The organism is Pseudarthrobacter sp. 01T43 (assembly GCF_056398665.1).
Map to the genome: position 1 here is coordinate 257,485 of NZ_JBFTPV010000001.1, position 16,776 is coordinate 274,260.

15 protein-coding genes are annotated in these 16,776 nt (G+C 64.0%); 5 read left to right on the forward strand and 10 right to left on the reverse strand.

Annotated elements, in window-relative coordinates:
* Positions 1 to 72 precede the first annotated feature (72 nt).
* From AC1DIM_RS01185 to AC1DIM_RS01225, 9 genes are all read right to left on the reverse strand, one after another.
* On the reverse strand, positions 73 to 1,131 hold the full coding sequence (locus tag AC1DIM_RS01185; RefSeq protein ID WP_477708662.1) for a LacI family DNA-binding transcriptional regulator: 1,059 nt from the start codon (positions 1,129 to 1,131) through the stop codon (positions 73 to 75).
* A 107-nt stretch (positions 1,132 to 1,238) separates the two neighbouring features.
* Entirely contained in the window at positions 1,239 to 2,405 is a 1,167-nt protein-coding gene (locus AC1DIM_RS01190) for a Gfo/Idh/MocA family protein (RefSeq protein WP_477708663.1), read from the reverse strand.
* A 43-nt stretch (positions 2,406 to 2,448) separates the two neighbouring features.
* Complete coding sequence (locus AC1DIM_RS01195; protein ID WP_477708664.1) at positions 2,449 to 3,318, reverse strand: sugar phosphate isomerase/epimerase family protein; 870 nt, start codon at positions 3,316 to 3,318, stop codon at positions 2,449 to 2,451.
* Positions 3,319 to 3,365: 47 nt separating this feature from the next.
* Positions 3,366 to 4,271, reverse strand: a complete 906-nt coding sequence (locus AC1DIM_RS01200) for an ATP-binding cassette domain-containing protein (protein WP_477708665.1) — start codon at positions 4,269 to 4,271, stop codon at positions 3,366 to 3,368.
* Complete coding sequence (locus tag AC1DIM_RS01205) at positions 4,268 to 6,157, reverse strand: dipeptide/oligopeptide/nickel ABC transporter permease/ATP-binding protein (RefSeq protein ID WP_477708666.1); 1,890 nt, start codon at positions 6,155 to 6,157, stop codon at positions 4,268 to 4,270. Before AC1DIM_RS01205 ends, AC1DIM_RS01200 begins: the two co-directional genes overlap by 4 nt.
* Positions 6,154 to 7,095, reverse strand: coding sequence for an ABC transporter permease (locus AC1DIM_RS01210; protein ID WP_477708667.1), 942 nt, complete (start codon positions 7,093 to 7,095; stop codon positions 6,154 to 6,156). Before AC1DIM_RS01210 ends, AC1DIM_RS01205 begins: the two co-directional genes overlap by 4 nt.
* Before the next feature lie 100 nt (positions 7,096 to 7,195).
* Positions 7,196 to 8,725 carry an ABC transporter substrate-binding protein gene (locus AC1DIM_RS01215; RefSeq protein ID WP_477708668.1) on the reverse strand — a complete coding sequence of 510 codons (1,530 nt, stop codon included), beginning with the start codon at positions 8,723 to 8,725 and terminating at the stop codon, positions 7,196 to 7,198.
* A 218-nt stretch (positions 8,726 to 8,943) separates the two neighbouring features.
* Positions 8,944 to 9,957: a Gfo/Idh/MocA family protein gene (locus tag AC1DIM_RS01220; protein WP_477708669.1), complete on the reverse strand. Its 1,014-nt coding sequence runs from the start codon at positions 9,955 to 9,957 to the stop codon at positions 8,944 to 8,946.
* Complete coding sequence (locus AC1DIM_RS01225; RefSeq protein ID WP_477708670.1) at positions 9,954 to 10,814, reverse strand: sugar phosphate isomerase/epimerase family protein; 861 nt, start codon at positions 10,812 to 10,814, stop codon at positions 9,954 to 9,956. The genes AC1DIM_RS01220 and AC1DIM_RS01225 overlap by 4 nt, the downstream gene beginning before the upstream one ends.
* A gap of 220 nt (positions 10,815 to 11,034) precedes the next feature.
* Here AC1DIM_RS01225 and AC1DIM_RS01230 point away from each other — a divergent pair, with 220 nt between their 5' ends.
* The 5 genes from AC1DIM_RS01230 (at position 11,035) to AC1DIM_RS01250 (ending at position 15,824) form a co-directional block, all read left to right on the forward strand.
* Complete coding sequence (locus AC1DIM_RS01230; RefSeq protein ID WP_477708744.1) at positions 11,035 to 12,051, forward strand: LacI family DNA-binding transcriptional regulator; 1,017 nt, start codon at positions 11,035 to 11,037, stop codon at positions 12,049 to 12,051.
* 148 nt (positions 12,052 to 12,199) lie between these two features.
* Positions 12,200 to 13,021 (forward strand): ammonia-dependent NAD(+) synthetase, encoded by an 822-nt coding sequence (nadE, locus tag AC1DIM_RS01235; protein ID WP_477708671.1) that lies wholly within the window; start codon positions 12,200 to 12,202, stop codon positions 13,019 to 13,021.
* A 104-nt stretch (positions 13,022 to 13,125) separates the two neighbouring features.
* Positions 13,126 to 13,632, forward strand: coding sequence for a MarR family winged helix-turn-helix transcriptional regulator (locus AC1DIM_RS01240; protein WP_477708672.1), 507 nt, complete (start codon positions 13,126 to 13,128; stop codon positions 13,630 to 13,632).
* 248 nt (positions 13,633 to 13,880) lie between these two features.
* Entirely contained in the window at positions 13,881 to 15,026 is a 1,146-nt protein-coding gene (locus tag AC1DIM_RS01245) for a Gfo/Idh/MocA family protein (RefSeq protein ID WP_477708673.1), read from the forward strand.
* Between the two features lie 21 nt (positions 15,027 to 15,047).
* On the forward strand, positions 15,048 to 15,824 hold the full coding sequence (locus AC1DIM_RS01250) for a VOC family protein (RefSeq protein ID WP_477708674.1): 777 nt from the start codon (positions 15,048 to 15,050) through the stop codon (positions 15,822 to 15,824).
* Positions 15,825 to 15,958: 134 nt separating this feature from the next.
* On the opposite strand, the gene AC1DIM_RS01255 is transcribed toward AC1DIM_RS01250, so the two are convergent.
* A complete protein-coding gene (locus AC1DIM_RS01255) occupies positions 15,959 to 16,738 on the reverse strand; it encodes an enoyl-CoA hydratase (protein WP_477708675.1) in 780 nt (259 codons plus the stop codon).
* Positions 16,739 to 16,776 lie beyond the last annotated feature (38 nt).

A 16,776-nucleotide genomic window follows, 5' to 3' on the forward strand; every position in this document is an offset into this window, starting at 1 on the left:
CTGCGTTTGTCAACCGGTTGCCAAAAATTGCCAAGCAGTGGTCAAGCGGTGGGCGGGCCGTCCCCCGGCTGGTCAGGCGGACAGAATCCGTCCGCTGGAACCGCGGAGTACCAGCTCCGTCTCGACACTGAGGGTGCCGGCGGGCTCACCGCTTCCGTGCAGGAGGTCCAGGAGGCGCGTGGCAGCACCCTCCCCGCACTCCCCCAGTGGCGAACGCACGGTGGTGAGTGGCGGCGTCGTGAAGTCCGCACCGAAGATGTCATCGAAGCCCACGATGCTGATCTGGTCCGGCACCGTGATGCCGGCGGCCTGGAGCTCCTGCATCAGGCCGATGGCGAGCAGATCGTTGTAGGTCAACACCGCAGTGGCGCCGCTGGCGCGGACATCACGCGCCGTCTGCCGGCCGCCGTCGACCGTTGGTTTGGTGGACTCAAGCCGGACTGCCTCCAGCCGGGACCACTCGCAGGCCGCCTGCACGCCCTCCCAGCGGCGTTCGGACATCCAGGATTCGGGCGGGCCCGCCACGTAGGCGATCTTCTGGTGGCCATTCCCGGCCAGGCTGCGGACCGCCTCACTGAGCCCCTTGTGCACGTCCGGCACCACGCACGGCACACCCTCCACTTCGCGGTTGATCACCACCACGGGTTTGTCCCGGGCCAAGGCGCGGATGTTGTCATCGTCCATGCGGGGGCTCGCCAGGATGAGGCCGTCCACTGTGGCCATCAGGCGGCGGGCCGCAGTCAGTTCCGTTGCCGGGGACTCGGCCGATTCGGCGAGGACCAGGGTGTAGTCACGGTCCGTCGCGGTGGTCTCGGCGCCGCGGATAATGTCGAAGAAGGTGGGGTTGGTGATGTCCGCGACGATCAGGCCGAAGGTGTTCGTCTTGCCGGTGGGAAGGGCGCGGGCGAACGGGTTCACATGGTAGTTCAGCTCGGCGGCCGCGTCCTCGATCAGCTTCTGCGTTTTGGGACTGACCCGTCCGGGCTTGCTGAGCGCCCGTGAAACCGTGGAAGCGTTGACGCCGGCAATCCTCGCGATGTCGTAAATCGTTGCATTGGATTTGCCGTCCCGGCCGTGCTTTTTGGCCGCGCCCGCAGGTGTGGTGGCATCCGGCATCTTGGGTTCAGTCACCGCCCCATCCTAGCGAGCAAACTGCCCAAGTAGGTCGCAGTTAATGCCGTTATGAACGCTCATAACAGCATTAACTGCGACTCAGTTGGGTTGGGGGTGCCGCTTGGTTAGCTGCGCTGCGGGAACTTGCCCTCTTCGGCGATGCGCTTGTTGAGCTCGGCCAGGAACTCGTTCTCGTCGAAGTCCAGGCCAACTTCCTTGCCGGTCCAGGCAGAAAGGTGGATGGCGTTGGCCAGGCGGACGCCGTTAATGCCGTCCGAGCCCGGGGCCAGGAGCGGGGTGCCGTCCAGGATGTTGGCGGCAAAGTTTTCCAGGACGCCGGAGTGCTGGGCACCCCAGGCGGACTCGAACTCGATGACCTCGGTGGTGTAATACTGTTCCGGGTTCAGCTCGCCCATAAAGAGCTTGCGGACATCGTCCATGTCCATGCCTTCACTGAGCTCGCGCTCGGGCTTGTGCAGGCGGGTCACGGTGGCGGTCTTGCTGTTTTCGACCACGATCTTGCCCTGGTCGCCCAGGATTTCGAAGCGGTCGGTGCCGGTCAGGTCGTGCGTGGCCGTGACAAAGACGCCGGTGGCGCCGTCGCCGTAATCCACTACTGCCGTCACTTCGTCCTCGACGGCGATATCGCGCCGGAAGCCGAACGCCACCTTCGCGTAAACCGACTTCGGGACGCCGCAGATCCACTGCCACAGGTCCAGCTGGTGCGGCGCCTGGTTGACCAGGACGCCGCCGCCCTCGCCGCCCCACGTGGCACGCCATTCGCTGGAGTTGTAGTAGCCCTGCGGCCGCCACCAGGTGGTGATGATCCAGTTGGTCCGGCGGATCTTGCCGATCTCGCCGCCCTCAACAATCTCTTTGAGCTTCTGGTACAGGGGGTTGTTGCGCTGGTTGAACATGATGCCGAAGGTCAGTTCCGGCTTGGTGGCAGCGAACTCGTTCAGTTCCTTGACCTGCTTGGTGTAAACGCCGGCGGGCTTCTCCACGAGCGCGTGAATGTTGCGCTTGAGTGTCTCGATGCCCATCTCAGGGTGCAGGAAGTGCGGTACGCAGGTTACGACGGCGTCAACGTCGCCGCTTTCCAGCATGGCGATGTAGTCCTCGTAGAACGGCGCGTCCGGGTACGTGGCAGCGGCCAGTTCCTTCTTGGCCGGATCGAAGTCGCAGATGGCGCCGATCTCCATGTTGGGGACCAGTCCGTCCGTGATGAACTTGGCGTAGGCGCCGCCCTGCTGGCCCAGGCCGATGATGCCGAGGCGTACTTTCTTGCTCATGGAATGAATCTCCGTTTTCTGTGGTGCTTCGTCGGGGAACAGGTTAGAAGAGGTGGGACTGGCCCAGCGCAACGAGGTTGTCGTAGGAGGTCTGCAGCGCTTCCCAGACGGTGCGGCCGTAGAGCTCGTCCTGTTCCACCAGCAGGTACTCGGCACCGGCAGCCTGCGCGGCCGGGATGATGGACGCGAAGTCCAGGTTGCCCTCGCCCACTTCGGCGAACTGGACAACGTTCTTGAATTCGGTCATGAAGCCGGCGAAGTCCCCGGAGTCCAGCAGCCCCAGGGAGGACTCCGGCATCATGCCGATCCGGTAATCCTTGAGGTGGACCATGGCCGTGCGGCCGGCGTACTTTTCCAGCGTGCGGACCGGGTCCAGGCCGCCGCGTTGTACCCAGTGCACGTCGATTTCCATCCCCATGGCCGGGGAGTTTTCCGCGATGATGTCCAGCATGTACTTGCCGTCGAATTTCGCGAATTCGATGTGGTGGTTGTGGTAATACAGGCTGAGGCCCTGCTCCTGGAGGCGTTCGGCATAGTCATTGGCCTGCTTGGCGAAGTCAACCACTGCCCCAATCGAGGTCATCGCCGCAAAGGGCAGCATGCCAATCCGCAGCAGCTTCGAGTCCAGGCGTTTGGCATCATCGACGATTTTGTCGAAGTGCTCCGCCAGCGAATCGCCCGGGCGTCCCTTGGGGGTCTCCATGGCCACGGAAAGTGCTGCGATGTCCATGCCCAGTTCAGCGCGGGATCGGTCCAGTTCCGCCACGTTCTCCGGCGTCATCGGGATCTGGGAGATCTCGACGGCGTGGTACCCGATTTCGCTGACCTTGCGGAGCGTTTCGAATGCCCCGGCTTCGGCGAAGCTGTCCCTCAGCATCATTGCCTGTACGCCAATTTTGGCTGATTTGGCCATGTTAGCCCTCCATCGTTGTTACGGTTTGTTGGTTTTCGGCACGTGCCCTAGGCGGGGACGCCAGCCTGTTCGGCCTGCTGCCGCTGCTCTTCGAGCAGGCGGTGACGGTCTGCGCGGCGCTTCTCCTGCCGGTCCGGGTCCGGCACCGGGGAAGCGAGGAGCAAACGCTGGGTGTAGGGGTGTTCGGGGTCGCGGGTGACAACCTCTGCCGGCCCCTGTTCCACGATTTCTCCACGGTACATCACAGCCACACGGTGGCTGATGTGGCGGACCACGTCAAGGTCGTGGGAGACAAACAGGTAGGAAACGCCGGTGTCCTTCTGGATCTGCAGGAAGAGATCCAGGACCCGGGCCTGCGTGGACAGGTCCAGGGCACTGACCGGTTCGTCGCAGACGATGAGCTTGGGAGACAGTGCCAGGGCCCGGGCGATCGCCACGCGCTGACGCTGTCCGCCGCTGAACTCGCGCGGCAGGCGGTGGATGGCGTCCGAAGGCAGGCCAACCTGGTCCAGGAGTTCCTTCACGCGCTTCTTGGCCGCCGTGGCTTCCATGCCCTGCACACCCAGGGGTTCGGCGAGGATCTCGCCGATCTCCAGGGCCGGGTTTAGCGACGTGTAGGGATCCTGGAAGACCACCTGCATGTCGCGGCTCAGGACGCGGCGCTGCTTCCGGCTGGCATGGCTGATGTCCTGGCCTTCGAAGCTGATCTTGCCGCCGCTTACCGGGGCCAGGCCCAGGACCGCGCGGCCCAGCGTGGTCTTGCCCGAGCCGGACTCCCCCACCAGGCCCAGGGTCTCGCCCTGGCCGATATGGATGTTGATGTCCGTCAGGGCGCGGAACTTTTTGGCCCGGAAGCCTTTGCCTGCATAGTCCACCACGAGGTTCTCCACGCGCAGGAGTCCGTCGCGGGCCGGGGCTGATTCCGCGGCATCCAGGGCTACAGTTTCGGTCACAGTGCGTTCTCCTTCGCGGTTGACGACGCGGTTGCAGGCGAACCGGCTGACACCAGCATGGTCATGGGTTCCTTGCCTTCGAGCATGGAAGCCAGCAGGGTCTGGGTATAGCGTTCCTTCGGTTCGCGCAGGATTTCCCGCACGGGGCCTTCCTCCACGAGCCGTCCGTTCTGCATGACCACAACGCGGTCGCAGAGGTCAGCCACGACACCGAAGTTGTGGGTTACCAGGATGACGCCTACGCCGAGGCGGCGCTGGAGGTCGCGGATGAGGTCCAGCACGTCGGCCTGCACGGTGACGTCCAGGGCGGTGGTGGGCTCGTCCGCAATGATGAGGTCCGGTTCGCAGCTGATGGCGCCGGCGATGAGCACACGCTGGGCCATGCCGCCGGAGACCTCGTGGGGGTAGGCCTTGAAGGTCCTCTCGGGGTTGACGATTCCGACGTCGGTGAGCAGCTTCATGGCCCGGGTGGTGGCTTCTGCCTTGGAGATTCCGAGAACCCGCACCATGGGGGTGACCAGTTGGTAGCCGATGGTGAAGGCCGGATCCAGGTTGCTCATGGGTTCCTGCGGGATGTAGGAAATCCGCTTGCCGCGCAGTTTGGACAGCCGGCCCTGGTTCACTTTGTCTTCGCCGGGCGCCACGGTGTAGTTGCCGTCGAACTGGATGGCGCCGGCCACGATGCGGGCAGTGTCCGGCAGCAGGCCCAGGATCGAGAACGCCGTCTGGGACTTGCCCGACCCTGACTCGCCCACAATTCCGAGGATCTCGCCACGGTCCACGTGGAAGGAAACGTCGTCGACAACTTTTTTGATGGAACCGTCGGCCTGCGGGTAACCGACACCGAGGTTGGTCACCTTGACCAGGTGGTGTTCGGTTCCGGCTTCGACGACGGCAATGGTTTTGCGTGCTGCCTTGGCGGCGCTGGCGGCAGCCGCGTCCTTTGCCTCAGATGCTTTTTTCCTGCGGTTCTTGATCTTTTCGCCGTCTTCGAGGGCATCGCGGACAGCGTTTCCAAGCAGGACCAGGGCCCCGATGGTCAATGCCATAGCGAAGGCGGGCCAGAAGAGCAGGGACGGCGTGAGGTAGACGTTCTTGAAGCCTTCGCTCAGCATCACGCCCCAGGTTGCCTTGGCCGGATCCCCCAGCCCCAGGAACTCCAGGGCGGACTGGATGGCGATGGCAACGCCGGTGATGGCTGCGGTCTGGATGATGATCGGAGCGCGGACCACGGAGAAGATGTGGCGGGTGATGATCCTCAGGTCGGACAGGCCGGAGACACGGGCCGCATCCACGTAGAGCTCGTTGCGGACCGACTGCACGGCAGAGCGCACCAGACGGAAGTAGGACGGGCTGATCAGGACGCCGAAAGCGATCATGGCAATCCAGACCGACGGGCCGAAGGCGGAACGGATGGTCATGAGCACGATCAAGCCTGGGAGGCTCATCAGGATGCCAACAATCCAGTTGGCCACGGCTTCGAACTTTCCGGCGTAGTAGCCGGCCACCAGGCCGGCGGGAAGGCCGATCACGATCGCGACGGCGGCGCAAAGCAGCGCTGAGAGCAGCGTCAGCTGCGCACCGAACAGCAACCGGCTCCACACGTCACGCCCGGAGCTGTCCGTTCCGAGGATGTTGACGGAGTCGGGTGCGGCCAGGGTCTTGGAGATGTTGGCGAAGTTCTGGTCGAACGGTGCCAGGACACTCGCAAATGCAGCGAGCAGGACCACGCCCAGCAGGATGACGAGGGCAACAACGCCCAACGGGTTCTTCAGGATCCGCTTGAAGGCTGAGGACCGGACAACGGTGCCGGTCTGGCCGGATTTTCCCGGAACGGGATGGCCTGCGGCCGGCGTCAGGGCTGAGGTTTCGACGGACTCGGTCACGAGACACGCACCTTCGGGTTAAGCCAGCCGTTGAGCAGGTCAACAATCAGGTTGACCACAATCACAACGGCGACGGTGTACATAACAACGCCCATGACCACCGGCTGGTCGCTCTGGATGGTAGCGGTGACAGCCATGGGGCCCATGCCGGGCAGGGCAAAGATCGACTCAAGGATGACCACGCCGCCGAGCATGCCAATCAGCTGGAGGCTCAGCACGGTCAGGCCTGCCGGTGCGGCGCTGCGGAGGACGTGCTTGAAAAGGACTTCCCGTTCACCGATTCCGCGGCTGCGGAGGGTGCGGACGTAGTCGCGTTCGAGCTGCTTGATGACGGCGCTGCGGATCTGCTGCGCACCGCCGGTGACACCGTTGATCAGCAGGGCGATCACCGGAAGGGTCAGCGACAGCACCCAGGCGGAAGCGTCCACGCCGGGTGCAATGGTGCTCGTGGCGGGGAACAGGCCCATCTGGATAGCCAGGATGGTCACCAGGATGATGCCGATGACGAATCCGGGAATGGAGTCCCCAATAATTGCACCAATCTGGACAACGCGGTCCACCCAGCCGCGCTTCACGGCTGCTGCCACACCAATGAGGGTGGCGATGAGGGAAATGAGGATCATGGCCACCACCACCATGGTCATGGTGACGGGAATGCGGGTGGCCAGGGCGTTGGCAACGGGTTCGGACGTGAACCACGAGGCGCCCAAATCTCCACCCAGCGCGCTCGTGAGCCAGCTGAAGTAGCGGGTGATGATGGGCTGGTCGAGCCCCAACTCGGCTTCCTTGACGGCCAACTGTGCCGGTGTTGCCTGGTCGCCCAGGATGTTCCGGGCGATGCTGCCACTCGATACGTAGAGCAGGGAAAAGGTGAGGATCGAGACAGCGAGCAGGACTACTATTCCGCTGCCGAGGCGTTTGAGGATGAAAGGGATCATTGCTGGCTCCATTGAACTGGCATGGTATTGAGTGCCCGGTCCGGCGGCCCGCCTGAAGCGGACCGCCGGACCTGCGCCGGTTTGTGGCTGTTAACCCGGCCTACGTGGCGGGCGCGTAGTTGTAGATCGACGGGACGGCCTGCTGGATCTGCGGCGTCACGGTGATCTTGGAGTTGTGGTAGTACATCTGGTTCACCCGGAACAGGGGCGCGAACCAGGCCTGCTCAACCACATACTTGTTGACTTCCTGGGCCAGCTTGGGGGCGTCCTTGGCGCCGTTCTGCACGGCGTCGATCTTGGCCTGGAGTTCGGGGCTGGTGTTCTTGAAGGGGTTGTAGAGCGCCTTGGTGGAAACGATCTGGTTGATGGCGACCCACGGCTCACCCTGGAACAGGGTGAAGTAGATGCTGCTGAACTTCTTCGCTGCGACATCCGAAGTGTAGGTGTTGGTGATCGCGGAACCGACGTTCAGCGTGATCCCAACGTCAGCCAGCTGCTGCTTGACGACGGCGAGCTGGGTTTCGAAGCCTGGAACCGAGGGGACATCAAGGGTGACTCCGGTCTCGTAGCCGGCCTCCTTCAGGAGCTGCTTGGCCTTGGCCGGATCGTAGGAGTAGTAGCTTTCGAGCTCTTCAGTCCAGGCGCCGCTCGCCTTGCCAAAAGGCTGCGAGGTCGGGGTGCCCTGGCCCAGCAGGACCTGGTCCAGGATGGTCTTGCGGTCAAAGGCGTAGTTGATGGCCTGGCGAACCTTGAGGTTGCCCAGCGGCGTGTTCGTGGCGCCATCGCGGTCCATGAGCAGCAGTCCCTGCCAGTCCACCTGGTTGGTAACCAGCGTCATCTTGGCGCCCTCTGCCTGCTTGCCGGTCTTCGGGTCCAGCGGCGCGCCGTCCACCTGGCCGGAAACCAAAGCGTTGGTCCGGGCGGTCAAATCGGTCAGGGTTTTAAAGGTGACCTTCTGGAACTTCTGGAGGTCCTTGTTCCAGTAGTCCTTGCGCGCGGTGAACACGGACTGTGAGTCCTTGACCGTGGCGGCCTTGTCCATCACGTAGGGGCCGGAACCAACAGGTTCGGTCTTGATTGCTTCGGTGCCCAGGGCCTTGGGGCTGCCCATGAGGCCGGCGGCCTGGCTGAGGTAGAACTCCAGCGAAGGATCCGGGGTGGAGAGGTTGAGCTCGATGGTGTCGGCATCAACCACTGCAACGTCGGTGACCGCCGTCAGTTGGGCCATCTGCGGGCCGTTGGCCGTCTTGAAGTGGTCCAGGTTTGCCTTGGCTGCTTCGGCGTCGAACTTGGCGCCATCGCTGAACGTCACGTCCGTGCGGAGGTCCACGGTGAGCTTAGTGTTGGTGTCGTTGTACTTCCACTGGGTGGCCAGCATGGGGCTGAGCTTGCCGTCCGGTTCCCGCAGGAGCAGGGAGTCATAGGCGGCCTGGTAGGGCTGGAGGATGTGGCCGACGTGGGCCTGTGCCGGGTCCCAGGAACGAATTTCCTGAACGGTGCCCAACGTCAGGGTGGTCGTCTTGGCTGCGGCCGGGTTGTTGGCACCGGTGGCGCCGCCTCCGCAGGCGGTTAGCGCCAAAGCTGCGCTGACGGTGAGGGCGGCTGCTGCCGCCTTGGGACCTAACTTCATTGTTGGCTCCTGAATCTGTGGAACGTGAGAGAGACGAATCCGGCCGATGTGGCGTGTGCCACACCGACCTTGCGAGATTCAGAGTACGCATGATTGCCAAGTTTGGCAACCGATTGTCAAGAATGTTGCAGCATCTCCCTTCAAGGGGCTTAACTGAAACGTTCTAACAGTCCACAATCGGTTGCCCAACGGTTTGCACTGGACAGCGGGGAGCTGGCTCAGGAGACCTTTTCCACTGAATCCGGATAGCCCTGGCGGTAGATTTCCTTGACGATTCGCAAGGACTTTTCCGCTTCGGCCGCGTCTATCCAGAAGGCGTCGGCGTCACCGAGCCGGGCGTAGAAGTCACTGATGAGCAACTCGTGCGAGACACCCCAGTAGGCGCGTCCGCCGGATTCCACCACACGCTCGGGCACCACCTCCACCCGGCCGTCCGCATACGTGACGGTCAGGTCCCCGCGCAGGCTGAGCGTGGCCTTCTCCGTGACGATGTCCAAGGTGACAGGCGCGTTCACGGCATTGGCCAGGGTGGCGTAGAAAGCGCTCCGCACCCCGTTGGCGTGCTCCGCCACGAACTCCGCGGTGTCCTCCACCTCAATGGTTTCGCCCAGGAACCTGGTGGCCGCATTGCCGGAGAGAGATACCACCTCGCCAACCAGCCATTGCAGCAGGTCAACCGTGTGGATGGCCTGGTTCATCATGAGCCCGCCTCCACCGCCTTCCCAGGTGCCGCGCCAGGGCCGGCTGCGGTAATAGGCCGCGTCGCGGTGCCACATGACGGTGGCCGAGGCACCCACCACCGCGCCCAGGTCACCGGAAGCCAGAAGTGAGTGCATGGCCTGGGCGGTGGAGTTGTAGCGGTTCTGGAAGCACACGGCAATCTTGGCGGTGCTTGCCTTGGCCGCCTCCACCAGCCGGCGGCCCTCCTCAAGCGTGTGCGCCAGCGGCTTCTCCACAATGACATTGACGCCCCGGCCGAGGCAGGCAGCGGCAATCGCGGCATGGGTGTTGTGCGGCGTGGTGACGTGCACAACGTCCGGGCCGACGGCCTCGATGAGGCTGGCGTGGTCCGAGAATCCCGGAACGCCGTAAGCAGCCACTGCGGCGGCGAGGCGGCCGGGGTCCGTGTCGCACACCCCGGCCAGCCGGGCGCCGTCGAGCTTTGCGATGGCTTCGAAGTGAACCGCCGAAACGTCCCCGCAGCCGATGACTGCGGCCTTGAGCCCCGTCACGAAAGCTCGATTCCATTCTTGGCTGCAAGCGTGGCGAAGGCTCGCGCCGCGACACCGAAGGCAACCGGCCCGGAGAAGCCGCCCAGCTCATGCTGGATGGCCAGGTGCGGCTCCAGCGAGGCGAAGCCCGCGTAGCCGTCTGCTTTGAGGGCTGCGACGGTGGCGTCCAGTTCGCCGTCACCTTCGCCGGCGGGCACCACCTCACCCGTAGCCATGACGGCGTCCTTAACCTGAAGGTACTCAAGGTGCGGGCGGAGCATGGCGTAGCCGTCGGTGTACGGCCGGACCCCCACCTGGACGAAGTTGGCGTTGTCCCACGCAACCCGCAGTGCCGGGGAATTGACCGATTCCATGATGTCCAGGACGCGCTGCGGCGTATCGCCGTAGATATCCTTTTCGTTTTCGTGCAGAAGTACGACGCCGGCGCTTTCGGCTTCGTCGGCGAGTGCCCGCATGCGGGTGATGACGTCGTCGCGGATTTCTTCCGGCGTCTGGGCTTCACTCCGGTAGAAAGAGAAGATGCGGATGTAGTTCGTGTCCAAGCCCTTGGCCACGGAGATGATTTGGCGCAGGCGCTCCACCTCGTGCTCAACGGGCAGGCCGATGTCCACCTTGCCGATGGGGCTTGCCACCGCGGAGACCTTCAGGCCCTTGGCGTCGAGGATTTCCTTGAGCTCAGCCACCTGCTCGGGCGTCAGTTCGGAGACATTCACGCCCCAGGCGCTGCGGACCTCGATGTAGCTGGCGCCGAGGGCAAGCATGACAGCGGCCTGGACGGCCGGATCCGGATCTACCTCGTCGCCAAATCCGGAGAGCTGCCAGGTGGTGGTTGATGCTGCACTGGATGTTGCGGTCACAGGGATCTCCTTAGGGTTTGCCCGCGGCGGGTCAGCCTGAATGCCGCTCCGGCGTCGGGGGTGACTTGCTTCACAAAGTTCTGGACTAAGTCTAGACACCCGCACTAATCATGACAACCGATTGCCAAATGTTGACATCGTATGGCAATCTAGGAGCATCAGGGCTGTGGTTATCGTCACAGTGCCCGTATTGTCCCGTTCAGAGAGGAACGCCATGGCGATGCAAACAGCCGGATCAGAGCGTCCTGCCACCATCCACGACATCGCCGCCATGTGCGGGGTGGCCGCATCCACCGTTTCACGCGCACTTTCCACCCCTGACAGGGTCAACATCCGCACCCGCGCACGCATCGAGGCGGCAGCCGCGGAGCTGAACTACACTCCGAACAGCCAGGCGAAAGCCCTGAGCTCGGGACGCACGGGCGCCGTTGGCGTCCTGGTCCCGGATATCACCAACCCCTTCTACTTCGACCTGATCAGGGGCACCCAGCTGCAGCTCAAGGCGGCCGGTTACACCCAGCTGCTCGTGGACACGGAGGAGTCGGACGAGGTGGAGGCCAGCAGCATGGAGCAATTGCGCAAGAGCGCTGACGGCATCATTGTTACGGCGTCCAGGCTCAGTGACGAGGCGTTGCTGGCCGCGGCAGCGAAGATTCCTATTGTCACCATCAACCGGGACGTGGCCGGGGTGCCGGCGGTGGTCATAGACACGCCCTCTGCCACCAGCCAGGCGCTGGACCACCTCATCTCCCTCGGCCACACCCGCATCGCCTACATGGCCGGTCCCCTTACGTCGCAGTCGAGTACCCTGCGTTGGAATGCGCTGGCCGCCGCCGCCGAGGACCGCGGGGTGGAAGTGCGCCGGCTTGGCCCCTTTGCCCCCAAGACGCAATCGGGCGCTGCGGCCGCCGATGCCGCGGTCCACTCGGGCGTGACGGCGTGCATCGCCTTCAACGACCTCATCGCCATCGGCATGCTCCAGCGGCTGCGCGAACGCGGCATCCGGGTACCCGAGGACATGAGCGTGGTGGGCTGCGACGACATCTTCGGAGCGGACTTCTGCAATCCCCCGCTGACCACCATGGCATCCCCCATCGAGCAGGCGGGCCGAGTCTCCGTGTCCATGCTGCTGGCCCAGCTAAACCCGTTGGCCGGCGGCGGCAGCCGCAGCCGGTCCCTGATGCCCACGCACCTTACGGTGCGCGGTTCCACCGGGCCGGCGCCGCAGTCCTTGTAAAGCCGCAGGCTTCGTCAAGCCGCCGGACTGTGGGAGCCAGCGGTCTGCGTGAGGCCGGCGGACTGCGAGGCCGGCGCCTGGGGACACGCCGCGCATCTCCGGGGGACATAATTGAGCGTTGTTGACACTTCTGACTAGGCTGGATCACATGCGCGAACTCCAGGCCACCATCATTGAAGAAATGGGCGTGCAGCCCCGGATCGATCCTGTCGGGGAGGTGCGCAAGCGCGTGAGCTTCCTGAAGGAGTACCTCCGGGCTACCCACACGAAAGGCTTTGTGCTGGGCATCTCGGGCGGGTTGGATTCCTCCCTCGCCGGACGCCTGGCCCAACTGGCCGTGGAGGAGCTTGAAGCCGAGGGCGTGGAAGCAAATTTCGTTGCCGTCCGTCTGCCGTACGGCGTCCAGCACGACGAAGACGACGCGCAGGCCGCCCTCGACTTCATCCAGCCGAAAACGGAGTGGACTTTCAATATCTCCGCCGCTGTGGATGGCTTCGAGGACGAATTCGAGAAGACTGTTGGAAACGGGATTTCCGATTTCCACAAGGGAAACACCAAGGCCCGCACCCGGATGATCGCCCAGTACGCCCTCGCCGGCGAACACAACTACCTGGTGATCGGCACCGACCACGGCGCGGAGTCCGTCACCGGATTCTTCACCAAATTCGGCGACGGCGGAGCGGACATCCTGCCCCTGTTCGGGCTGAACAAGCGCCAGAACCGCGAACTCCTGGCGGAGTTGGGTGCACCGGCCCGCGTCTGGGAGAAGGTGCCCACCGCAGACCTTCTCGATGACAGGCCGGGCCGCACCGACGAGGACGAACTGGGCATCACCTACGACCAGATTGACGACTACCTTGAGGGCCGGGACATCCCGGAGGCGGCGGCCGAACTGATCGAACAGAAGTACCTGCGAACCCGGCACAAGCGCACCGTGCCGGTGACCATCTTCGACACCTGGTGGAAGTAAGGGACCCTTCGCGGCACCTTCCATACCCTTGGAAGTCCTAGTATATTGCTGGTGAGGTGAGTCGCGCGGCCGCCTCACAGACCCCGGCAATGTCAGGAGGAACCGTGGGAAGCCCGCTCCCCCGCGACCCGATCGCCGAGGCAAGGCAGAACTGGGAACGACACGGCTGGGGCGACGTCGCCGCGCCGATGGCCGCCATCACCGCCATCATGCGCACCCAGCAGATCCTGCTGGGCCGGATCGAGGCCGTCCTCAAGCCCTTCGGGCTGACCTTCGCACGCTATGAGCTGCTCGCTTTGCTGAGCTTCGCCCGCAGCGGCGCGCTGCCCATGAACAAAGCCAGCGCGCTCCTGCAGGTGCATCCCACCTCGGTGACCAACGCCGTCGACCGTTTGGAGCAGGCCGGGCTGGTGGCCCGCTCCCCGCATCCAACGGACGGACGGACAACCCTGATCGAACTCACGGACGGGGGCCGCAGGCTGGCCAAACGCGCGACGGCGGCGCTCAACACCGAGGTCTTCGGCAAGTCGGGTTTCGCGGACGACGACGTGGAGCACCTGCTCCGGGTCCTGGGCGATTTCCGCAAGGCCGCCGGCGACTTCACGGACTGATTCGCCTCGCGCCGGAAGCGCAGCACCTTCGCGTGCGGTGCCGATCGAACCGGAGCGAGTGAACAGTCTTGCCAGACAATGACGATTTGTGGCAACCGATTGCCAAAAGTCCTGAGAAGGCGCTAAATTGCTTAATCGAACCCCTTTAATCTTGAACAGGCCTTCTGTGCAACCGACTGCCTGAGGAGGCATGCTGTGCGACCAAATTCGACCCCGGAAACAGATAGCCGGCCTGGCGGCGATGGAGCATGAGTGCGCCCATCGGGACTGCGATCATCGGCACCGGCGCCATCGCGAAGACACACGCCGAAGCCATTGAACGCACTGATGGCCTTGAACTTGTTGCCATCGGCTCACGATCGGTCGCCAGCGCCGAGGCGTTCATCGACAAGCATCGAAACTCCTGGAGTGCTCCTGCCGTTAGGGCCTGCACCCTGGATGAGGTGCTGCGTGACGAACGGGTGCAGCTCGTCTCCGTCGTTACCCCTACGGGCACCCACATTGACATTGGAACCCGCGTAGTCGACGCCGGGCGTCACCTCTTTCTCGAAAAGCCGCTCGATGTGGACCTCGCGCGCACGCTGGAGTTCGCACAGGTGGCTGCAAGAGCGGAAGAGCGAGGCCTTGTCTCGGCGTCCGTAAGCCAGCATCGGTTCAGTCCGGCCGCTACGAGCTTGCGAAACGCCTTTGATGCGGGTCGCCTGGGGCAGCTCACATCCGGAGTTGCTTCTGTGGGCTGGTGGCGCAGCCAGGCGTATTATGACCGCGCTGAGTGGCGGGGAACATGGGCCCAGGACGGCGGCGGGGCGCTGATGAACCAAGGAATCCACACACTGGACTTGCTCCTCTGGTTCCTCGGCCAACCAGTACGTGTTAACGCCAGCAGCCGCCGACTCGCCCACGAGCGAATTGAGGTTGAAGACACCCTGGCGGCCGTCATTGAATTTGCCTCCGGCGCCTTGGCCACCGTCCACGCCACCACAGCGGCATACCCAGGTCTCGCAACCAGGCTCCAGATCATGGGCACGCGCGGCAGCGCCATCATCGAGCACGAAGGCCTCAGCTACCTTCACCTCGCCGATGGCACCCAGGTTGACGACATGGGACTCCACGGAGCCGGCAATCAGGTGATCGCTCCCCACCACGCGTGCAACCGCGACGCGACGGCGAGCCCCTCCGGCCATGCGCGGCAGTATGCCGACCTCGTGAACGCCATTCGCACCGGCGAGCGCGCGCTGACCACCATCGCGGATGCCGCGGGCACGCTGACCACTATTCATGCGATCTACCGCGCCGCCACAACCGGCCTTGCCGTTGAACTGGCTGAGGTCATCGACTCCCCCACCTCGGCCCCTTACCGCGTCGGGACCGCTGCGTCCGGCGTTCAGCGCTGAGCAATCGAAAAGGAAAACGCCATGATCCACGAACTGAACCACATAGGTATCGTCGTCTCGGACCTCGAAAAGTCGGTGGACTTCTACACGGACCTGCTCGGAGCCAAAAAAGTCTGGGGGACCAAGGTCGAGGCGTCCGGAATGGAAATCGCCTACCTGCAGCTTGCTCAAGGCCTTGTGGAGCTGTTGTACTTTGCCGATAACGCATTGCCGGTCGGCGCGAATCATCTCGGTTTCTACACTGACAACCTGGACGAAGACTTCGCACGGATCGTGAAGCAGGGTGCCGAGCCGGTGGTGGAACCCCGGCTCGCAGGTTCCGGCGCGGGACGCCAGGCAATTGTGCGCGACCCCGATGGCGTCTCGATCGAGCTGCTCCAGCGGGACCTCCCGCTCCGCAGTGGCACGGTGCCGCACCCTCACATTCAAGCCATTGATCACTTCGCGCTTCAAGCGTCAGACCACGACCGCACGTTCAGCTTTTACACCCGCGAACTTGGGATGGCAGTGGCGAAGCAAATCCCCATCCCCGCCCTGGGCACGACGCTCACCTATCTCCACCACAACGAGGATGTGGTGGAGATCCTGCCTGATTTCCATGGCGGACCACGCCTGCATCACATCGCCCTGGCCGTTGACAACGTCGAGGCCACCCTTGCGTATGTGGTCTCGATCGGAGGCAAACCGGACGGCCCGGCAAAGCCCGCCGCCGGCGGGGTCGGCAGCATCGGCTCGGTGACCGACCCGGACGGCATCGTCATCGAATTCATCGATCGGCCCCGGGTCCTCAAGGCGTGACGCCGGGCCACGCACCATCGAGTGCTCCGTAACTGCCGTTCTGGCGGCTCAAAAAGGCCTAGGGCCCACGCCGGCAGGGTTCCCTGACCGAGCTTGCGAGGTGAGGGTGCCGGTGGGGATCAATGGATGGGGGTTCAGCGGTGCTTGAAATCCGGCTGCCGCTTTTCGCTGAACGCGGCCATGCCTTCCTTCTGGTCGTCCGTGGCAAACAGCGAGTGGAACACCCGGCGTTCGAACAGCACTCCCTGCGCGAGCCCAAGCTCAAAAGCCGCGTTGACGGCTTCCTTGGCCAGCATGGCGGCAGGCTTGGACTTGGACGCGATCACTTCGGCGGCCTTCAGGGCTTCCTCCACCACGGACGCGGCGGGCACCACGCGTGAGACAAGTCCCGCGCGTTCGGCTTCTGCGGCGTCCATCATGCGTCCGGTGAGGACCATGTCCATGGCCTTGGCCTTGCCGACGGCGTGGGTGAGGCGCTGGGAGCCGCCCATGCCGGGGATGACACCAAGGTTAATCTCCGGCTGGCCGAACTTGGCGTTGTCGCCCGCGATGATGACATCGCACATCATCGCCAGCTCGCAGCCGCCGCCGAGGGCGAAGCCGGATACCGCCGCCACTACCGGGATGCGGAGCCGGGTCAGGCTTTCCCAGCTGCGGAACCAGTCCGCCGCGTACATCTCCATATAGCCCTTTGAGGACATCTCCTTGATGTCCGCGCCCGCGGCGAAGGCCTTTTCCGATCCGGTGATCACCACCGCACCCACGCCGGGGTCTGCGTCCATGGCGGTGACGGCTGTTACGACCTCCTCCATGGTGGCCTTGTTGAGGGCGTTGAGTGCCTGTGGCCGGTTGAGGGTCACCAGACCCACCCGGCCACGTTGTTCCACCAGGATGTTTTCGTACTGCTGCGCCAAGCCGTGCCCCTTTTGTGTGTAATGGATGGACCAGTGCC

Excerpts from the sequence above, each read along its gene's own strand:
- AC1DIM_RS01190 (WP_477708663.1), bottom strand. The coding sequence starts at position 2,405 with ATGAGCAAGAAAGTACGCCTCGGCATCATCGGCCTGGGCCAGCAGGGC.
- AC1DIM_RS01195 (WP_477708664.1), bottom strand. The coding sequence starts at position 3,318 with ATGGCCAAATCAGCCAAAATTGGCGTACAGGCAATGATGCTGAGGGAC.
- AC1DIM_RS01210 (WP_477708667.1), bottom strand. The coding sequence starts at position 7,095 with ATGATCCCTTTCATCCTCAAACGCCTCGGCAGCGGAATAGTAGTCCTG.
- AC1DIM_RS01215 (WP_477708668.1), bottom strand. The coding sequence starts at position 8,725 with ATGAAGTTAGGTCCCAAGGCGGCAGCAGCCGCCCTCACCGTCAGCGCA.
- AC1DIM_RS01230 (WP_477708744.1), top strand. The coding sequence starts at position 11,035 with ATGCAAACAGCCGGATCAGAGCGTCCTGCCACCATCCACGACATCGCC.
- nadE (WP_477708671.1), top strand. The coding sequence starts at position 12,200 with ATGCGCGAACTCCAGGCCACCATCATTGAAGAAATGGGCGTGCAGCCC.
- AC1DIM_RS01245 (WP_477708673.1), top strand. The coding sequence starts at position 13,881 with ATGAGTGCGCCCATCGGGACTGCGATCATCGGCACCGGCGCCATCGCG.
- AC1DIM_RS01250 (WP_477708674.1), top strand. The coding sequence starts at position 15,048 with ATGATCCACGAACTGAACCACATAGGTATCGTCGTCTCGGACCTCGAA.